Source organism: Prevotella melaninogenica (genome assembly GCF_003609775.1).
In the GTDB taxonomy this organism is placed as follows: domain Bacteria; phylum Bacteroidota; class Bacteroidia; order Bacteroidales; family Bacteroidaceae; genus Prevotella; species Prevotella melaninogenica_A.
The window spans coordinates 266894-287428 of record NZ_AP018050.1 but is presented as its reverse complement, the minus strand read 5'-3'; the positions used below and the strand labels follow the sequence as shown (position 1 = coordinate 287428).

At 43.0% G+C, this 20535-nt stretch carries 10 protein-coding genes and 1 rRNA gene; 7 read left to right on the top strand and 4 right to left on the bottom strand.

Annotated features, from left to right (window positions below; translation table 11 throughout):
• The first annotated feature begins 146 nt into the window (after positions 1-146).
• The 4 genes from PMEL_RS08080 to PMEL_RS08065 are packed head-to-tail and all read left to right on the top strand — an operon-like array spanning position 147 to position 5886.
• Positions 147-1859, top strand: coding sequence for a RagB/SusD family nutrient uptake outer membrane protein (locus PMEL_RS08080; RefSeq protein WP_120174850.1), 1713 nt, complete (start codon positions 147-149; stop codon positions 1857-1859).
• Between the two features lie 22 nt (positions 1860-1881).
• Positions 1882-2808 (top strand): putative zinc-binding metallopeptidase, encoded by a 927-nt coding sequence (locus PMEL_RS08075; RefSeq protein WP_120174849.1) that lies wholly within the window; start codon positions 1882-1884, stop codon positions 2806-2808.
• 14 nt (positions 2809-2822) lie between these two features.
• Positions 2823-4571, top strand: coding sequence for a DUF4302 domain-containing protein (locus PMEL_RS08070; protein WP_120174848.1), 1749 nt, complete (start codon positions 2823-2825; stop codon positions 4569-4571).
• Positions 4572-4578: 7 nt separating this feature from the next.
• Entirely contained in the window at positions 4579-5886 is a 1308-nt protein-coding gene (locus tag PMEL_RS08065; protein ID WP_120174847.1) for a BACON domain-containing protein, read from the top strand.
• A 563-nt stretch (positions 5887-6449) separates the two neighbouring features.
• On the opposite strand, the gene PMEL_RS08060 is transcribed toward PMEL_RS08065, so the two are convergent.
• Both PMEL_RS08060 and PMEL_RS08055 read right to left on the bottom strand, forming a co-directional pair.
• A complete protein-coding gene (locus PMEL_RS08060; protein ID WP_120174846.1) occupies positions 6450-7865 on the bottom strand; it encodes a hypothetical protein in 1416 nt (471 codons plus the stop codon).
• A 308-nt stretch (positions 7866-8173) separates the two neighbouring features.
• On the bottom strand, positions 8174-11149 hold the full coding sequence (locus PMEL_RS08055; RefSeq protein WP_120174845.1) for a TonB-dependent receptor domain-containing protein: 2976 nt from the start codon (positions 11147-11149) through the stop codon (positions 8174-8176).
• Between the two features lie 333 nt (positions 11150-11482).
• Between PMEL_RS08055 and aroB the strand changes: the two genes are divergently transcribed.
• Positions 11483-12529: a 3-dehydroquinate synthase gene (gene aroB, locus PMEL_RS08050; RefSeq protein WP_120174844.1), complete on the top strand. Its 1047-nt coding sequence runs from the start codon at positions 11483-11485 to the stop codon at positions 12527-12529.
• A 184-nt stretch (positions 12530-12713) separates the two neighbouring features.
• Here aroB and PMEL_RS08045 read toward each other — a convergent pair whose 3' ends face one another.
• Positions 12714-13313, bottom strand: coding sequence for a DUF4738 domain-containing protein (locus tag PMEL_RS08045; protein ID WP_120174843.1), 600 nt, complete (start codon positions 13311-13313; stop codon positions 12714-12716).
• A 405-nt stretch (positions 13314-13718) separates the two neighbouring features.
• Entirely contained in the window at positions 13719-15257 is a 1539-nt protein-coding gene (locus PMEL_RS08040) for a DUF438 domain-containing protein (RefSeq protein WP_120174842.1), read from the bottom strand.
• Between the two features lie 259 nt (positions 15258-15516).
• On the opposite strand from PMEL_RS08040, the gene PMEL_RS08035 reads away from it, so the two are divergent.
• Positions 15517-18387 (top strand): cation-translocating P-type ATPase, encoded by a 2871-nt coding sequence (locus tag PMEL_RS08035; protein WP_120174841.1) that lies wholly within the window; start codon positions 15517-15519, stop codon positions 18385-18387.
• Between the two features lie 602 nt (positions 18388-18989).
• A 16S ribosomal RNA gene (locus PMEL_RS08030) occupies positions 18990-20520 on the top strand.
• Positions 20521-20535: the final 15 nt, after the last annotated feature.

The window sequence follows — 20535 nt, the reverse complement described above, 5'->3', positions numbered from 1 at the left end:
TGAGGCTTTAAGTTCAGCTGGGAATCTTTCAAATGTTGATGGTAATATAGGAAACCTTCACAAGGCAAGTGGTAGGAATATGACAGTCACCAGTCTAAAAGAAAGACGCTGAATCAGAACCAGAAGTAATTTAATATAGAACGAATATGAAAATCAAGAATATCATATATAAGGGCAGCATGATGCTTGCATCTGTAGCGATACTTGCATCTTGTGCTGACCAATTGGATACGTTGCCAGACAACCGTACGACTTTGGACACACCAAAGAAGATTGCGGGTCTACTTGTGACAGCCTATCCGGATCGTACACCGACTCTCTTTAATGAGTGGATGTCTGACAATACCGATTACATGGGAGCACAGAATAGCCAGGGTAACCGTGGTGGTGACCAGTACTTCTTCTGGCAGGAGCAGACAGAGGGTGGTAATGACTCTCCAGAGCAGGTGTGGATGCTTTATTATGGAGGTATCTATAAGGCGAATGAGGCTTTGGCTGCCATTGAGGATCAGGGCGGACCAAAGAACGATATACTTCGTAATTCAAAGGGTGAGGCTTTGGTTCTCCGTGCTTATAACCACTTTGTTCTTGCTAATGAGTTCTGCCGTCCTTATAATGGTAAGACCAGTACAAAAGATGCTGGACTCTATTATGCAACAGGTATTGCAGACTTCTCTGCTGCTGCAGAACAGAGTGTTCGTGGTACAGTAGCTGATGTCTATGCAAAGATAGCTGAAGATATTGAGGCTGGTATTCCATTGATTAATGATACATACGAGGTACCAAAGTACCACTTCAATAAGCAGGCTGCTTACGCCTTTGCAACTCGTTTCTACCTCTATTATGAGAAGTGGGAGAAGGCAAAGGAATATGCTGATAAGCTCTTAGGTAGCAACCCAGCCGCTTCTTTGCGTGATTACGCTTCTTTACAGGCTATGCCACTGAGTAAGTCAGAGCAGGCAGTAAAGATTGCTGAGGCTTATTGTAGTGCTTCTGCAGATTGTAATCTCCTTATTCAAACCAGTGTCAGCAATGCTGGTATGGCTCTTGCACCATGGTTAACAAGTAAGCGTTATACACTCACTAACTATTTGTCAGAGACAGAATTGTTCCAGAGCAATAACATTTGGGGTACATCTTCAAACCTCATTTGGAAGCCATTTACCGTTAATCAAGCTGAGAGTAACTTTGCTTTGTTGATGAAACTTCCACGTGAGATGGAGATTGTTAATACAACAACAGGCTCTGGTTATCTTCGCACATTGAATGTTGACTTCACCATGGATGAGGCTTTGCTCAACCGTGCAGAGGCTGAAATCATGCTTGGTCAGAATGATGCTGCTTGTGCAGATATGACTATCTGGATGAAGAACTTCTTCAATACCAATGTAACACTTACCCCAACAAGTGTACAAACTTACTTCAAGACAGTTCCATACGCATACGCTGATGCCGATAAGATGGTGCCAAGTTTCAAGAAGCATATTAGCCCTCGCTTCACAATTGACGTTGAAGGCTCAGTGCAGGAGTCACTCTTGCAGTGTCTGCTTAACTTCCGTCGTATCGAAACTGTACACCAGGGTTTGCGTTGGATGGATATCAGACGTTACAATATCGTGATTCCACGTCGTCTGATTGGTGCTAATGGTAGACCTTCAAAGAACCTTGATTGGTTGGAGAAGGACGACCCACGTCAGGTGGTACAGATTCCACAGAGTATTCGTGAGTCTGGTGTTGCAGGCAACCCAGTCAAGGCTCTTGCAGCAGGTGCAAAGATTGTTGACCTTTCTCTGTACAAATTACCAGTACTTTCAGCGATCAATCAGTATTCTGCTCCAGTAAGTGCACACACTTTTTAATAGCTAATTAAAGAATTAAGAAATGAAGAAAAACATATTAGCTTTATCGCTGTTGGCGGCAGTTGCGGCAGGCTTCACAGCTTGTTCGGACGATACTTTGTCAAGCGAGAGCGTAATCAAGCCTTCTAAGGCAGCAGACACAGCCTTTGATAAGTGGCTGTATAAGAACTTCGTAGTACCTTATAACATTCAGATACAGTGGCGTTATGAGGACAATGAGTCGGATATGTCTTACTATGATGTACCAGCCGATTCAGCTCAGTCTGTACAATTAGCGCATATTGTGAAGTACACTTGTGTTGAGGCTTATACTGAAGCTGCTGGTATCGACTTCACACGTCGCTTCTTCCCAAAGCTCTTCAGCTTCTTGGGTGAGTTCGAGTATGGAAACAATGGTAGTATAAAACTCGGTACTGCTGAGGGTGGAAAGAAGATTCGTCTCTTGGGTGTTAATCATCTTGATAAAGTCAAGAACAATCGTACCGCTTTGGATGAATATTATCTTAAGACGATTCACCACGAGTTTGTTCACATCGTGAACCAGACAAAGGACTACCCACGTGAGTTTGGTAAGATAACCCCAACAGGTTATGTTAATGACTCGTGGCTTTCTGAGAAGTATGGGACAGGTTATGAGCAGCGTGGCTTTGTTTCAGCTTATTCACAGAAGGAAGAGCGTGAGGACTTTGCTGAGGTAGTTAGTACTTACATTATCTCTACCGATGCACAGTGGAACGCTATCCTCAAGAAAGCAACCGTCGTGGATGCGAATGGTGCAGCTGCAGCGGATCAGCCAGGTGTAACAGCTATTGAGAAGAAACTCGAGATTGCTAAACGTTACTATAAAGATACCTTTAATGTCGACCTTGACAAGGTACGTGATGCAGTCATCGAGCGCGAGAATAACGTAGTCAATGGCAGTTATAATCTGACAAATCTTAATTATTAAGAAAGGATCATTATATGAAAGCAAATAAATTATTTATATATCTCCTACTTGCTTTGCCAACACTCTTCCTTCAGTCATGTCAGACTGAAGAGGAGAACGTCTTCGATAAGTCTTACTCTGAGCGTATGGACGATTTCCTTCAGAAGGCACAAGAAACGTTGGTGGCATCTCAGTACGGTTGGGCTTTAGACTATTATCCAAAGAGCAACCAGTCTTATGGTGGTGTGGCTTATACTATCAAGTTCACTCGTGATAATGCGATTGTGCGTTATGAGAACAAACCTGATGATGGCGAAGTAAAGTCATTGTATAAGATGAAGGAAGACGACGGACCAGTTTTGTCGTTTGATACATACAATACCTTCCTCCACACCTATGCAACACCAAAGTCGGGTGAGTATCGTGGTAAGGAAGGCGACTTCGAGTTCGTTATCGATAGTATTGGCGCTGACCGCATCAAGATTCACGGCAAGCGTTCGTTGAATACTATGTATCTCCGCAAACTCTCTGGCGAAAGCTCAGAATATATGGAGAAGGTGACCGAACTCACCAACCTCTTTGTTTTCTCTGATGTAGCTCTTAACATTGGTGGAAAGCCTTATACACTCGTTATTACAGATAAGAACAATCGTCAGTTAGCTATCTACGATGGTGATAAGATTGTTGCTGAGTCTGCTTATGCGTTTACAGATAAGGGAATCCGTTTGTATGAGCCTATTACGTTGAATGGTGTACAGTTGTACGACTTAACTCTTGATAAGGCTACTGCTAAGTTTACTGGAACCGGTGTAGAGTCTACTGCTTCAAACGTTGATGTTAACCTCATTGCGAATATGATTGGTGCTATCAATGCTTCTAATGGTGAAAAGACTATTACGAAGACCATTCCATATCTTAACAAACTCGACATCAGTTGTGATGCATCATGGGTTCACCTCTCTAAGGATGGCGATAAGCTCACTATTAAGGTAGATGCTAACCCAATAGCAACGAATGCACGTGCTGCAAAACTTAAGATTTCAAATGGTACTGCCGAGGCACAGGTACAGATCTTGCAGTTTGACCTTTCTGCTCTCATGGGTACTTATGAGCTCACGATGACCTCATTTGTATCAAAGGATGGAAAGAAAGGCTTCTTTGAGAATACACGTACAGCACGATTGAGATATGCAGGCTCTGGTGCGAACCGCAAGTTCTACCTCAACGTTCACAGTGATTATGGTTCAGACTATGTATTCCCATTGACCTACGTGGCTTCTGCCAATGCGTTCTTGATGCAGGGTGGACAGAAGGTGATAACCCTACAGGGTCAAAACATAACCTATTACATCGGTAATGCCTTTAATATTGATGAGAAGAGAGGTACAGGTACGGGTACGGGTGCTTACAACCTAATTTCCTTTACCGTAGCAGACAATGGCGATATCAGTGCGTCACTCTGTGGACCATTGTTCAGCATCATTAATGGACAGGTACAGTATACTGGTATAACTACTGAGCGTATCATGCTTTGGGCATACACTGGTGAACCGTTCACCTCTGAGAACCTTGCTGGTTGGTGGGATTACTGGATTAACCCAGTCATCACCAAGAAGGCTACCGCTTCTCCTGCTAAGCCTTCTATCTTGCCAGAGGAGTCATTCGACAATACTGAGTCAGTATTGATGCCACAGTATCTGCCAAACCGTATTGCGCGCTTCGATGTAGATTGGAACTCATTCCTCACAACATCTGCTGCGTCTCAAGTAAAACTAAACAAGTAAATGTTTTATGAAAAAGATATTTAATATTTGTCTTCTCCTTGCTGTTACTGCAGGCTTCGTTGCCTGCAGTGACGACAACGATGCTGGTAGTAATTACTTGCGTGAGAACACTGTGAAGATAGTAAGCTCAAACCTCTTCTTCAATGCTGCAGCACAGAAGGGTGGTGTAAAGTTTACCGCACCGGCTGGCTCATCAGTATCAGTCAGTGATTCATGGGCAACAGCTCAGTTGCAGAATGACTCTGTTATTGTTAGCGTAACCAATAACCCGGGTGTTGACAGTCGCTCTGCTGTGTTGACAATCAAGAATGGTAGTGATTCAACTAATCTGTCTATCTTGCAGTCAGGATCTGTATTCAAATACAAGGGTGCTAAGTCTTATGTTATGAATGACAATGCAACAACTCTCACCCTGCCTTATTCAAAGTTAGGTGCTACGCCAACATTGGAACTTGCTGATGCTGCAGATGCTTCTGCCGTGACATCTATTGAGGATAAAGACTCTGCTTTTGTGGCACACATTAGTGCAAACACAACAGGCGAGATTCGTACTATCTCACTCATTTTGAAGAATCAACAGAACCGTGATACTATCACTGTAACACAGGGTAGCATTGACGACCTTGCAGGTAAGACATATAGTCTTTATGGTTACGATCTTCTTAAGATGACATCATCTACAACTGATATTAGCACATTGGTTACACAGATTGTTGGTACACTTGAGAAGAAATCTGATACCGAGTTGACCTTTAATTCAAGTGACACGGGTATGAAGATGACGCTTACCTTTGACCCTGCTAACGTGTCATTGACATTGAATGCTGGTGAATATGTTCTTTCAAAGAGAATGAATGATACTACTTATCACTACAGAACTGCTATTTGGGACATCAATCATTATAGTGCATTCATGAAGCTTATTCGTCAGCAGACTGAAGCACATCGTTCTGGTCAGGTGAGTGATGCTGATTTTGCTAAATTCCAGAAGGTTGTTCCTGGTATTTTTAACTATTATGCATCAAATCAGTTGACAATGACAGCAAAAATGGCGTACTCAAAAGCAGATAAAATGGTTGCTGGTATGCTTGAGGATAGTGGTAAGAATGCTGCTTACATTAAGAGCTTAACGTATTTAGGACCTTTGGGTTTCCCTCTTAATTCATTTAATGGAAATGCCTTCGCGATTTATAAGTACAACCAGCAGGGAAGCCAGTTATACCTTAATGGTCCTCTGTTCCTGCTTCAGCCTGTGATGCTTTTCCATCCTTTAAGCACAAGTGCTAAGCCTGCAGCGTTCTTGAAGAAAAGATAATGAAAGGTTTGAGAAGTCTTTAAGTAGACGTGTCTTCTTAGTAGACGAAGTAAACAAATAAACGAGTTGACAAGTTAATTGTTTTGAGGATTATAGCTCCTTGGGATAGTTAATTTGTCAACTCTTTTTTGTGCCCTATCTTTTCTGATGAAGATGGGGTAATTAAAGACATGGTAACAGAGTAATTAAAGACATGGTAATAGGATAATTAAATATAAAGTAGCAGAATAGGGTATTGATGTTTATGCTATGGTTTTGTTAAGGAGTTAAAGGTGTGGTGTGAAATATATTTACAATAACTTCGCTTAGAACGCTTAAAATGGGCATGAAAAACGTGGATTTTGGTGGCGTTGTAAGTTTCCTATAACCAGAGGGTTACAAAGTTGTTTGGGAAAAGGTGCTTAATTGGGTCCTTAAAGGGCGTCTTTAAGAGGTCAAAAGAGCATCTTTAAGAAGCCAATTAAGCGTTAATTCGAGTGCTGTTAAGCATGAATTAATTTTGAGGCTGTGATTTTTTATTACAAAACATCAGTTAGGCGAGTGTGCCCACTGCTGCCATTGGGTTAATAGTTAACCTCAATGGAAGCTGGGTAAACTCTATAAGGGTCGAAATATTCGGTGCAGCTATTAATCATGTCTTTGAGGTTTGCCTTCACATTCTTTCGATAGAGCTCTTTTCCGTTGACGATAACCGTCACAGGCTTCTTCATGTCTATGAGTTCACTGTTCAAATAAATGCGGAGTCTACCACCCTTTGCATTTGTGTAGCTGCGGTTAAATCTCATTTCAATACCCCAATGCTTGTCTCTCTCAACAGCGGTATATTCCACCTCTTTGATATTAATCGTCACCACATTATTATGGATATTCATGTCATAGTAAGTACGATTCTTCGTAGGAGAGGCTAACACTTGTAGGTTATAGAACCCCGAACGATGACGACCATCCATCTCATAGTCTTCCCAAAGAACTGTCTTTGGATAAGGATTACGCACGAAATTCTTTAGCCATGGGGTAGTGAGGTCGTATTTAATATGATGCTGCATACCGGGCAAGAGATTGATGCGATGAACGAAGAGTGGGCGTTTGTCAGCATCAAGCGGACGTGCCAACTGAGCAGAATCAAAGGCTATCTGCGTATAGTAAGTTAGAGTATTACGGTAGAAACCAGTGTCATCCGCTCCTGTGAGGAATGAGAAACCAATGTTAGCACAGTTTTCTATGGGTGCATTTTTCAATGGTTCGCCACCAGCCATTGGACCAGCTGCAGCCCAATAGTCAGCATAGAAAGAGGCAAGACGCTGACTACCATAGCCACCTTCAGATATACCAAAGACATAGAGGCGGTTGGCATCAACATTATCCTCGACAAGTGCCTGTCGGATTAGTTTCTCCCAAGCAAACTGCTTTGCTACTTGCCACCAGCGATAGTAATCGCCTTCGTTAGGAATCTGTGGAATGAAATAAAGTGAAGGACCATCTTGGAATCTGTTTCCTAAGATAAGTCCAGTCGACCATTCATGTTCCTTTGGACCAGAACCATGCAGATAAAGGAACAATGGTAGCTTTCCTGCTGTGCTTCCCTTTACACCATAGTAGTAAGGCATGACGGCATTCTTTTCCAATGCTTCAGGTAGGTTCCACGATGCTTTTACGCCTTTCTGCAAGTCTTCAGGCTTCGCAAGTTTCTGTTCATTCAACTCATGATTCGCCTCACACCATGCCTCCCACACCATTTTTTGGTTTTGAGCGATATCTTTGTTCTTAATCAGTTTCTGTATATCCGTAGTATAAGTCTTATTACGTTGAAAGGCATCTTTGCTCTGCTGCTCCTCATTCTGCTTCGTTTTAAGCGTTTGAAGGAAGTAGTTTTTCACCTTCTCCTGCATATTACTTCCCTGTGCGTGAGCGTTGTTAGCGATAGCAGAGAGTGCGAGCGTTAAGCCCACAGCTACGATAAAGTTATTGATATGCTTCATTGTTTGTCTTTGTATCTTCAATCTATTTGTTTATTTGGGTTTAATCCTTTGAATGATTTATCTTTGCAGACAAAGGTAAGCATTTTTAGAGGATTGTGCAAGAGCCTCACCCCCAACCCCTCTCCGAAGGGAGAGGGGAGTAGTCACCGATATACCCTACAAGATGGATTGGTATTATAGATTTGTATAATACCTTTTAGTATCTTCTATAGGGATATCACAGTAATCACTCCCCTCTCCCTTCGGAGAGGGGTTGGGGGTGAGGCTTCTTCTTTCCCCTTCGGAGAGGGGCTGGGGGTGAGGCTGTATTAGAATCCACCGCCTGATGGTGGAGGACCTGAAGGACGTCCACCTCCAAAGCCTTTCCTTCCACCTTCACGTAGACCCATTCCGGGACCATTGCGGTCGAAGTCTGGACTATCCTTTGGTTTAGGCATAGCGTTTTTGCCACCAATGAGGTTCAAACGGTAGGTTGCACGCAGCATGATATAGCTGTTAATACTATTGTATTCAGTATCTGTACGACTCATAGAGTTGATGACACGTGAGAGGTTGCTCTGCTGACGTAAGATGTCATAGAACTGCAAACTGAATGTCAGTGCATTACCCTTCAACATACTCTGTGATATTTGCGCATTCCAAAGCAGCTCATTAGTGTTCAATGACGCGTCGCTATATCCACGACGACTGTTCTGGTGAAGGTCGGTCGAGATACTCATGTTCCAAGGGAGGTTAAGACTCAACGTACCACCGTAGGCAAACTGCCATGTGCGTAGGTTGCTAACGCTCTGAAGATTATTCTTAGTGCGAGTATAGTCAACCGAACCATCTAACTCCAATTCTAACCAAGAGGTGCGATAGCTGGCAGCAAGTCGCTCTCCAAAGGTCAACGACTTAGTTATATTCTTCTCTAAGTTGCTTGTTCTGTTAAGTTGCAGATAGCTAATGTAGCGATTGAAGTTAGCACGTGTGAAGGTATGGAGGTTCCATACTCCAGCTGAGTCGATACTTGTATTGTACATCAATCCCGCATCTGCATCCCAGTTACCATTTACATTGATAGGCTGGATGGTACGTGCACCTGTAATCGCATCGTAAGTCACACTGTTGCCAATCGCATTTCGTGTTGTAGAGAAGTTGGCAAAGGTCATCAATGCCTGCGAATGACTCTGCTTGTAAGTGTTATAGAACAAGCGGAAGTTATTGGTGAAGGCTGGCTTCAGTCCAGGGTTACCAACAGAGATATTCTGTGGGTCAGTATTGTCAACGATACTCAGCAGCTGACTCATCGTAGGCTGAGTGATAGTACCCTTATAGTTGATACGCAGATTGCTCTGCTCGCTGAACTTGTAACGGAAGTCGAAAGTAGGACTCCAGTTGAATACTGTGCGTGCTGTGTCAACGTGTACACCAAGGTAATCCTGCATATAAGTAGAATGCTGTGGCTGGAACATCACACCCACGTTCATCTTCCACTTGTCACGAATCATTCGCATCATCACCTGCATGTCGTGTGTATAAGTGCGATACTCAGAGTAACGGCTCAGGTTATCATCGAGATAGCTTGCCAAAGGATTGGTAAGCAATCCGAGATAGTTATCCCATGAACGGTAAGTAGGCTGCAGACTACCGAAGGTTCCTGATGGCATAGCAGAGAGATCGTAGGTGTCACGGTCGCTCTTTGAGAAGCCATACTTAAACTGATAGCTGAACTGCAGATAGGTCTTGTGGGCTATTGGCTCGCTATAAGTTGCCTGCAAAGCATAGTCCCAACTCTTTGTTGGCATAAGGTTGTAACGATATGCACGATAAGTAGAGTCATTTCCGAGTGCATCTTGCAACTGGAAATACTGAATATCTTGCGTTGAGAATGTCTTTGAATCCGAGTCACTATAATTACCATCTACACGCAAGGTAACGTTTCGTCCGTTGCTTGAGAGTTTGCGATTTACCTGCAGCATAGCACCCAATGAGGTTGAATTACCATAGCTTATCGTCATGTTACGCTGTGTATTGACCATCAAACCCAGTGATTTTAGCTGTGCGATAGAGGCTGTTGACAATGGATCATCCACTGTTTCGTATGGGTCAGCGTTATAGGCAGCAGAAGAACTAACCACCTGTCCGTCACTCTTAGTGAGTCTGAAGTTAGGACGGAACATAATATTCCATACAGAGTCAGGACGCCACTCTAAGCGGAAACGACCATCCCAAGAGTTTGTTCTGGTGTATTCTTGTGCGAGACGGTTGCCAAATGAACCCTGTTGTGCTACGAAGTTCTCACTTGATACACGTGTGTTCAGGTCGCCGTTAGCGTGGTTCCAACGCACACTACCATCCCACTGCAAGGTGTTTCCGTTGTCATAGTTCATGTTCAGACCCACCATCTTGGTTGCGTTCAATCCCTGACGTACGCCACCGAAACCGCCACGTGGACCACCACCGAAGCCCATGTCGTTGACATTATTGGCTGATGCAAAGCCCATCATACGGAACTTATTATTGAAATAGGCACCCATTGCCTTCTCTGAATAGCGGTTATGCGTACCGATACCGAGGTCAATATTAGAGAATAAACCCTTGTTCATTCCCGCTTTGATACCAAAGTCGAGAACAGTAGACTCGTTACCATCATCGATACCGGTCACACGAGTCAAGTCACTCTTTTGATCGTAAGCCTTAATGGTTTGTACGATAGAAGTTGGGAGATTCTTCATAGCGGTCTTGGTATCGCCCACCATGAACTCCTTTCCATCAACAAGAATCTTCTTAACTTCCTTACCATTAATCTTAATGGTTCCATCACTCGATACTTCTGCACCGGGCAATCTCTTCACAAGGGCTTCAATTGTTGAACCTTCTGGCACACGATAAGCCGAAGCATTGTACTGGAAGGTGTCTGCCTTTACGACAACTTTCGGTGCACTTGCCACAACTTTGACCTCTTTCAATGTGCGTGAGTCTACTTGGAAGTCTAACTGTCCCACTGATACGTCTTGCTCATTGGCAATCGTAATGTTTTGAAAAATAGTCTTGTAGCCTACATACGAGGCTTTCAAAATGAATCGTCCATTGTTTGGAGCCGTAATCTTAAAGCTTCCTGCTTCGTCTGATGTGGCACCGACAACATAGCTACTGTCCTGCTTCAACAGCTGAACAATAGCAAATGGTACTTTCTCTTTTAACTCTCCATCATAGAGTGAACCCGTAATTGTTCGATTCTGTGCCAGCATCGATATAGAACCAGTCAGCAGTAGAACGAATGTCAACAGTCTTTTTACCATAAGTTTATTGTTAATTTCTAAATCTTGTCGTTGAACGCTATATATGACGATGCGAACGTGATAAGGTTTAATGTGGATTAATATTTTGTTGAAAGAATATTTCAAGGTGCTTATATATAAGAGGTGTTTGAAGTCTAAGGAAGAATGAAGCTGATTCTTTTGTAGTGCTGAAGTCTTTTGATAGTAAACAACTTGCAAACACTGCACACAGTGGAAGTGTTGTGCGCAAAAACGTTGATTTGATTATTAAAGAGTGTGAAATAACTATGTATTCCTATGTTTGAGTAAAAAGAAAAGGCGTATTTTTGTATTGAATATTAAAGGAGAAAGCTTATGAGACAGAATATTATTATATCAAAACAGTTCAAGAGTGAATTGGCAACAGCCATCTCAGAATGTGAGAAGGATAAAATCTTTGTACTCGTTGATGAAACGACACATGAGAAATGTTGGGAACTTATCAAAGACGATTTCTGTCTGAAGCAGGCACAAGTAATTACGATTGGTACGACTGATAGTAGTAAGACGCTTGACACATTGGCTTCTGTATGGGAAGCATTGCAGCAGGGAGGGGCTACACGCCACTCATTGTTGATAAACCTTGGTGGTGGTATGGTGACCGACCTTGGTGGTTTTGCTGCCTCAACCTTCAAGCGTGGAATCAACTTTATTAATATTCCAACGACGCTGCTTGCGATGGTAGATGCCAGTGTGGGCGGTAAGACGGGTATTAACTTCGGAGGATTGAAGAATGAGATTGGCGTGTTTAGTGAGGCTGATGTTGTTCTTCTTAATACCGAATGGCTCAAGACATTGGACACCGAAAACATCCGTAGTGGTTATGCTGAGATGTTGAAGCATGGCTTGATAGCTGATGAAGCCATGTGGGCAGAGTTGATAAACTTTAATCTTGCTCAGCCAGACTTGCAGCAATTGAGCGCAATGCTTGGTAAGAGTGTACGTGTAAAGGAGCGTATTGTTCAGGAAGATCCACATGAAAAGGGTATTAGAAAGGCATTAAATCTCGGACATACCTTTGGTCATGCGTTTGAGTCATGGTCATTAGAAAAAAGTCCAATCCTTCATGGTTATGCAGTAGCTTTCGGTTTGATAGCTGAGCTTTATCTGTCTGTTGTGAAGGCTGGTTTCCCAACAGAACGTATGCGCCAAACGGTCAACTTCATTCGTGAGTATTATGGCACATTACCTATTACATGTAATGACTATCCAAAGCTCATTGAGTTCATGCACCATGACAAGAAGAATCGTGGTCATGAAATCAATGTCACCCTTTTAGGGGGTATTGGTGATATCCGTATCAACCAGTCTGTTAGTGAGGATGAAGTTAAGGAAGCCCTTGACTTTGTGCGTGAGGGGTAAACCTTTAACCTTTGAACTTTGAGGTTTGAACTTTGAACTTTATGATTTGCGTTTAACCTTTGAACTTTGAGGTTTAACCTTTGAGTTTTACCCTTATCTATTTATCAACTTCACTGTACCCCACTTTAATCTATTTGGGCTCCCCTCCTTTCGGAGGGGTCGGGGGAGGCTTTCGGAGTTTTTTTTACATTCCATCTTCCTCCGCCATCTCCAACTCGCTCTTTGGCTGTTCTGGTTGGTCAGTTGGTGTATCAAGTTGGGTAGCCTTGTTGATACGCATACGGCTCATGTTGTCGATGGTTACATCTAATGGAATATACTCATCGCTTTTTGGGTCAGGCGAACCAACACTTGCACCAAAGTAGAGCGTGTTACCTTCTGCTCGGTCGAACATAAATCCTAAAAGTGCACCATTCTTACCATATTGATTATCAGTAAACTCTCTGAAATCATCTTTCGTAAGTGTACGATCATAGAAAGAAGAACCATCTTGACGTAAAATCTGTACTTGGAACTTGTTATCATAGTATTTACGTCCGTCTTCGTCACTAACGATAGTCAATGACTTGTCTGCGTAACGGTGGATACGAATAGTGTAAGTACCACCCATCCATTCAATCTTCTTCTCATACTTGAAATCGGTCATTGGCTGTGGACCACTTGGCACCTTTGGCTTTGGTGCTATCTTAGTGATAATATCGTTTGATTTCTTTTCTTGCTTGCAGGCTGTGATACCAAAAAGTATCAAGCCTAAGCTTAATATGCAAAGTATTTTTCTTGTCATAATACGTAATTCTTGTAGGCAAAAGTACGTATTTTCTTTGAACCCTGCAAGTATGAAGTGCAAAAGATAGTTTTTCAAGTGGGGTAATAATAACAGATTATAAGGACACGGATAGGATATAAAGAAGTAGATTCTCTATTCCATAAAATCGCTAATCGAACATGAATCTATAATTAGTATGCTCGTAATTAAGGCTCTATTTAAGTGGTGTTGACCCTGCGCACTAATGGTGCGGAGGCTTCGCACCATTGGTGTTAGGCGTTAACACGTAGCTTATCAAAGCTAATGAGTTAGGATAAAAACGGTGGAAATAAAAAAAGGATGCACGAAACGTGCATCCTCAAGAGAAACTATTGAGAAATAATCAGTTACACTGTCTCTCCCAGAAAGAGTGTCAAGACCGTTTTAGGCGTCTTTAATGCACTCCTTAATCAAATTGATAAACTTCTCTTCGCCCAAGCCTGAACGCTCTGAAGCGGTGCGGACAGTAGCTTTTTTGAGAATTAACTTACCCAATGGGGTATTTAGCATTTTGAAAGATGGATAGCGAGAAGCAAGTTCTTTCTTCAGATTTGGATAGGCTGCAAAGAGGTCTTTCAGACGGGTGTCTGGAGTTATCTCTATCGGAGCATCTGATGGAGCGGCAGATGAATCGTCGCCCTCATTGTCAGAAGAAGTAGTGTTTGCTGCACTTTCCTCTTCTTTTCCAGCCCATGTCAGCAAGGTCTGTGAACCAGTCAACTCACGGATATGTGTACAATCCTGCATCATCTCGAGTACACCACGGAAACGACCCTCTGCATCGCGTACAGCAAAGTAAACGATGTAGATAAATACTTCTGGTTTGTTAATCCAGAATTCGGCTTTATCTTGTTCGCCACTACGGAATTTCTCTACGATTTCCTCAACGATGTGTACGCTCTTACGTGGGTGGCAGTTAGACACTTGTCGTCCGATGACATTCTTTGATCTTGGGAAGACACGATGGTCGGTATCTGAATAGAACTTCACCAACTCGTTTTCGTCCACGAAAGAGATGTCTACTGGCAGATGCTTATAAATAAGGTTAATCTGCTCTAAGGTCAGCTTACCAGTTGCTACATCCAACTCCTGCTGTGGTCCTGCAGAATAGCCATATTTGCTGAGTAATGCCTGAAGGTCTTCTGCAAAGCCTTGTTGTGGTGCTGATTGTTGGGTGTTAGGTGTTGATGGAGTGTCCACTTTGAAGAAGGCAAAACCAATCTCTTGGTCGCCCGACTTCATATCCTCAAACTCCTCTGCAGAGATAAGGGCGTAGGATGTAGGGTAGAGGATAGTCTCCTCCTTTTCCATCAAGTCGCGTGCATAAGCGATAAGCTCATTTTGTTTTGCAATGAATGCTTCCTCATCACCAGCCTCTAACAGACGGAGTGAATCCTTGATTTCATCACGAACGATGTCATCAAAGTTCCACATTGTTGTGGTTGGACGGTCAAATCCCTTCTTCTCTAAAAGTGGGTAGAGCTGATTCTGCTTACGCTGATAGTGGATAGGATACTGACGAATCTGGTCGTAGAGTTCTAACCACTGGTTCTTAACGACAGGATATTGTACAAGATCCTCCACTGCAAGGAGCAATCTTCGCATCTCGTCATTCTCTTTATAATAATGTGACAATGGATGGTCCTCTGGTACATCAGGGCGGCTGTAGTCCATGAATCCCTCAACAAGTTCGATAACCTTGCGCATGTCGGCACGGATACACTCGTCGTCCTCACGCGACTTCATATTCTGTTCGATGAAAGCAAGGTGATAAGGGCGAATCTTTCCGACCTTTGTCTTCATCACTTCGCGTGCTTCTTCTAATGAGAGCTGTCCTGTTTCATACTTTTCTTCAAGCTCAAGCATTGCCTGCATTTTCTCCATCTCAATTGCTGGGAGAAAGTCTTTCATCTTATTTGCCATAACTTTGTTACTGAATTTATTATTTTCTAATGCAAAGGTACTGTGTTCTTGGCAAATAGGAGGATAACAAATGTGACCAAATTAAGTTAAATAATGATAATTTGTCGTTTGCTTTGATAAGATGCTTTTGCGCGATAAAGTTTTCCCCTCCTTTATTTCATTACTTCCTCATAATTTATTATCTTTGCCATAGATTATATGTGTTTACTGCTTGCAGAACAGAATTAATTCCATCTAAATAAATTTGCTAAGATTGTTTATGGGGCAAAAAAAACATTATGAAGGTTTGACTGACACAGAGGTGTTGGAGAGTCGTAGTTTACATGGGAGTAATGTCTTAACTCCTCGAAAGAAGGATCCTCTTTGGAAGCAATTCTTAGAGAAGTTTGAAGATCCTCTTATTATTGTTCTGCTTATCGCAGGTTTTCTCTCTATCTGTATTGCTTTTTGGGAATATTGGGGGCTTCATAATGAAGATGGAGCTGCTGTTTTCTTTGAGCCGGTAGGTATTTTTATAGCTATCTTCTTGGCTACTGGTATTGCTTTCTTCTTTGAATTGAAGGCAGATAAAGAGTTTTCTATCCTCAATCAGGTGAACGATGAGGAGGAGGTTGAGGTGATTAGAAACGGGAATACAACAACGGTTGCTAAAAAGGATATTGTAGTCGGGGATATTGTTATCATCAATACGGGTGCAGAAATCCCGGCAGATGGTAGGTTGTTAGAGGCTACCTCGCTTCATGTTGATGAGTCGACACTGAATGGAGAGAGTGTTCCTGCTTATAAATCTACGAAAGAAGAGGAGTTCGAGAAGGATGCTTCTTATGCTACGAATCAGGTGCTTCGTGGAACAAAGGTGATGGAGGGACATGGCGTCTTTAAGGTCGAGGCTGTTGGTGATAGCACTGAGAATGGTAAGGTGTTTGAAGCTGCACAAATTGATGATAGTGTAAAAACTCCTCTTAGTGAACAGCTTGGTGGACTGAGTGTTCTCATTACCAAAATAAGTTATGTCTTTGCTGGTCTTATTATTGTTGGTAGGTTAATGGTGTTCTTCCATTGGAGTCCTATTGTATGGTCATTGACTGTTCCTACTATTATCTTCTTCTGGCTTGTTATTAGAAAGTTTGGCCGTTGGAAGTGGTATGTGAATACGATAGTCACTGTATCTTATTTTTGTATTTTGATAGGTAGTGTGATTGTATTTCACAATTATCTCTTACCCAATCAAAGTATGGCTGGATTACTTGCACATACGCTGAATACAATGATGATAGCCGTAACCCTGATTGTTGTTGCGGTGCCTGAGGGCTTGCCTATGGCTGTAACGCTGAGTTTGGCTTACAGTATGCGACGAATGATGAAGACAAATAATCTCGTACGTAAGATGCATGCTTGTGAGACGATGGGGGCTACAACGGTTATCTGTACGGATAAGACGGGTACGCTGACACAGAATCAGATGCGTATTTATCAAACTGATTTTTATTCTTTAGATAATCAGACGTTGGATGATAGTCTTGCTGCTCGTTTGTTGAAAGAGGGAATTGCTGTTAATTCTACTGCTGCATTAGATTATACGGATGCTAATAATCCTAAGGCTTTGGGTAACCCTACTGAAGGGGCTTTATTGCTTTGGCTGAATGAACATCGGGTTCCGTTTCAGAAGTTGAGAGAGGATGTACAAGTTATTGAGGAACTTCCTTTCACTACGGAGCGAAAGTATATGGCAGTACTTGTAAAATCTTCTTTGATAGAAGATAAACAGATTCTCTATGTAAAGGGTGCGCCTGAGATTGTTTATGGACTCTGTAAACAGACGGATTATAATGTGCCGAAAGAGGAGATTGAACGTCAGTTGGAAGGCTATCAGGAACAGGCTATGCGTACGCTGGGCTTTGCCTATCAGATTATAGATGGTAAGGCAGAGGTCTTTAAGGAGGGATGTGTTGTTGCAGATAACTTAACTTTCCAAGGTGTTGTTGCTATTAGTGACCCTGTGAGAAGTGATGTGCCTGATGCTGTTCGTGAATGTATGAACGCGGGTATTGATGTGAAGATTGTCACAGGTGATACCTCAAGGACAGCTAAGGAGATTGGTAGACAGATTGGGTTGTGGACAAGTCATGATGGTGATAAGAATATTATTACTGGTCCTGAATTTGCTGCTCTTTCTGATGATGAATTGGATAAACGTGTAAAGGATTTGAAGATTATTTCTCGTGCTCGTCCGTTGGATAAGAAGCGTCTTGTTGAATCGTTGCAGCGTTGCAATGAGGTTGTTGCCGTTACGGGTGATGGAACAAACGATGCGCCTGCACTCCATGCTGCTCATGTTGGACTTTCCATGGGTGATGGAACGTCTGTTGCTAAGGAGGCGTCGGACATTACGATTATTGATAATTCTTTTAGTAGTATTGGTAAGGCTGTGATGTGGGGTCGTTCGCTTTATCAGAATATTCAGCGTTTCTTACTTTTCCAGCTTACGGTGAATGTTGCAGCTTGTTTTCTTGTGCTTGCTGGTGCGTTTATGGGTACGGAGTCTCCATTAACGGTGACTCAGATGCTGTGGGTTAATCTTATCATGGATACCTTTGCGGCAATGGCGTTGGCTTCTTTGCCTCCATCTGAAAAGGTGATGAAGGATGCGCCACGTGATAGGAATGCCTTTATTATCAATCGTTCTATGGGCTGGAATATTATTGGTGTGGGTGGCTTCTTCTTTGTGCTATTGTTGGTATTGCTCTATATTTTTGAACATGCTGATATTACTGCATTGAGAGATTTACTCCATCTGCAGCTTGGTAAGGTTAATGGGCTTAATCCATACGAACTGACTTTGATTTTTACAATCTTTGTGATGACGCATTTCTTCTATCTGTTTAATGCACGTGCATTCGAAACAGGGCGGAGTGCGCTTCATTTTAAGGGCTGTCGTGGATTGCTCTTTATTATCTCAATTATCTTCATTGGACAGATTGCGATGGTGGAACTTCCTATTTTACAGAAATTCTTTAATATCGTTAAGGGTGGTTTGTCTGTTGAGGACTGGGCTATAATCTTGATAGGTTCTTCTCTGGTCTTATGGGTTAGAGAGGCTTGGCATCTGCTAAAATCGTCTAATCGATAAATGAGGAGCCCTCTATAAGCTTCTTTTGTGGGGTGGAGTTGGATGTCTAATGAAGGAATTTACAAAATACTTACAAAATTAATTTATTCTTGATTTGACAATGACTTTAACACCTTATACATAATTTCAATTTGACAAAAAGTTCTTCCGTGGACTATAATATATAATAAGGTGTAATAGGGTTTATTTCCTCTCTGCTGAAAAAAAACACTTTTTTGATAAAATTTTCCCTCAAAACATTTGGAGGTTACACGGAAAGTCTATAACTTTGCATTCGCTTTACAAAACAAGCCACCTGGCAAGTTACTGAAAGCAACAAAAGAAAGAGTTCTTTGAAAAGATTTACATAAACAGAGAAGTAGTACAAGAAGCGTCTGTTTGATTTTATATCAAATGGATGGGTAAAAGAAACGAACCGATCAATTCATTGTCCCTGCTTTTGAGGCATTGCCTCAAAACAATTAAGGAACAAAAGAAAAGGTGCTTTTTACTTGATACTTTTAGGATAAGCGTTCTGAAACAGAGATTACTCGGTGAAGCGTTTGGGTTAACGTGGTATTCATTATCACTTATCACCTATCCTTATCACCAAAACATATTTTACAATGGAGAGTTTGATCCTGGCTCAGGATGAACGCTAGCTACAGGCTTAACACATGCAAGTCGAGGGGAAACGGCATTGAGTGCTTGCACTCTTTGGACGTCGACCGGCGCACGGGTGAGTAACGCGTATCCAACCTTCCCATTACTGTGGGATAACCTGCCGAAAGGCAGACTAATACCGCATAGTCTTCGTTGATGGCATCAGATATGAAGTAAAGATTTATCGGTAATGGATGGGGATGCGTCTGATTAGCTTGTTGGCGGGGTAATGGCCCACCAAGGCGACGATCAGTAGGGGTTCTGAGAGGAAGGTCCCCCACATTGGAACTGAGACACGGTCCAAACTCCTACGGGAGGCAGCAGTGAGGAATATTGGTCAATGGACGGAAGTCTGAACCAGCCAAGTAGCGTGCAGGATGACGGCCCTATGGGTTGTAAACTGCTTTTGTATGGGGATAAAGTTAGGGACGTGTCCCTATTTGCAGGTACCATACGAATAAGGACCGGCTAATTCCGTGCCAGCAGCCGCGGTAATACGGAAGGTCCAGGCGTTATCCGGATTTATTGGGTTTAAAGGGAGCGTAGGCTGGAGATTAAGTGTGTTGTGAAATGTAGACGCTCAACGTCTGAATTGCAGCGCATACTGGTTTCCTTGAGTACGCACAACGTTGGCGGAATTCGTCGTGTAGCGGTGAAATGCTTAGATATGACGAAGAACTCCGATTGCGAAGGCAGCTGACGGGAGCGCAACTGACGCTTAAGCTCGAAGGTGCGGGTATCGAACAGGATTAGATACCCTGGTAGTCCGCACAGTAAACGATGGATGCCCGCTGTTGGTACCTGGTATCAGCGGCTAAGCGAAAGCATTAAGCATCCCACCTGGGGAGTACGCCGGCAACGGTGAAACTCAAAGGAATTGACGGGGGCCCGCACAAGCGGAGGAACATGTGGTTTAATTCGATGATACGCGAGGAACCTTACCCGGGCTTGAATTGCAGAGGAAGGATTTAGAGATAATGACGCCCTTCGGGGCCTCTGTGAAGGTGCTGCATGGTTGTCGTCAGCTCGTGCCGTGAGGTGTCGGCTTAAGTGCCATAACGAGCGCAACCCCTCTCTTCAGTTGCCATCAGGTGATGCTGGGCACTCTGGAGACACTGCCACCGTAAGGTGTGAGGAAGGTGGGGATGACGTCAAATCAGCACGGCCCTTACGTCCGGGGCTACACACGTGTTACAATGGCCGGTACAGAGGGATGGTGTAATGCAAATTGCATCAAATCTTGAAAGCCGGTCCCAGTTCGGACTGGGGTCTGCAACCCGACCCCACGAAGCTGGATTCGCTAGTAATCGCGCATCAGCCATGGCGCGGTGAATACGTTCCCGGGCCTTGTACACACCGCCCGTCAAGCCATGAAAGCCGGGGGTGCCTGAAGTCCGTGACCGCAAGGATCGGCCTAGGGCAAAACTGGTGATTGGGGCTAAGTCGTAACAAGGTAGCCGTACCGGAAGGTGCGGCTGGAACACCTCCTTTCTGGAGAGAATGCTT

What these genes read in the sequence shown, in the direction of transcription:
- PMEL_RS08075 (WP_120174849.1), top strand. Translation starts at nt 1,882, where the DNA reads ATGAAGAAAAACATATTAGCTTTATCGCTGTTGGCGGCAGTTGCGGCA.
- PMEL_RS08045 (WP_120174843.1), bottom strand. Translation starts at nt 13,313, where the DNA reads ATGACAAGAAAAATACTTTGCATATTAAGCTTAGGCTTGATACTTTTT.
- PMEL_RS08060 (WP_120174846.1), bottom strand. Translation starts at nt 7,865, where the DNA reads ATGAAGCATATCAATAACTTTATCGTAGCTGTGGGCTTAACGCTCGCA.
- PMEL_RS08055 (WP_120174845.1), bottom strand. Translation starts at nt 11,149, where the DNA reads ATGGTAAAAAGACTGTTGACATTCGTTCTACTGCTGACTGGTTCTATA.
- PMEL_RS08070 (WP_120174848.1), top strand. Translation starts at nt 2,823, where the DNA reads ATGAAAGCAAATAAATTATTTATATATCTCCTACTTGCTTTGCCAACA.
- PMEL_RS08035 (WP_120174841.1), top strand. Translation starts at nt 15,517, where the DNA reads ATGGGGCAAAAAAAACATTATGAAGGTTTGACTGACACAGAGGTGTTG.
- PMEL_RS08065 (WP_120174847.1), top strand. Translation starts at nt 4,579, where the DNA reads ATGAAAAAGATATTTAATATTTGTCTTCTCCTTGCTGTTACTGCAGGC.
- aroB (WP_120174844.1), top strand. Translation starts at nt 11,483, where the DNA reads ATGAGACAGAATATTATTATATCAAAACAGTTCAAGAGTGAATTGGCA.
- PMEL_RS08080 (WP_120174850.1), top strand. Translation starts at nt 147, where the DNA reads ATGAAAATCAAGAATATCATATATAAGGGCAGCATGATGCTTGCATCT.
- PMEL_RS08040 (WP_120174842.1), bottom strand. Translation starts at nt 15,257, where the DNA reads ATGGCAAATAAGATGAAAGACTTTCTCCCAGCAATTGAGATGGAGAAA.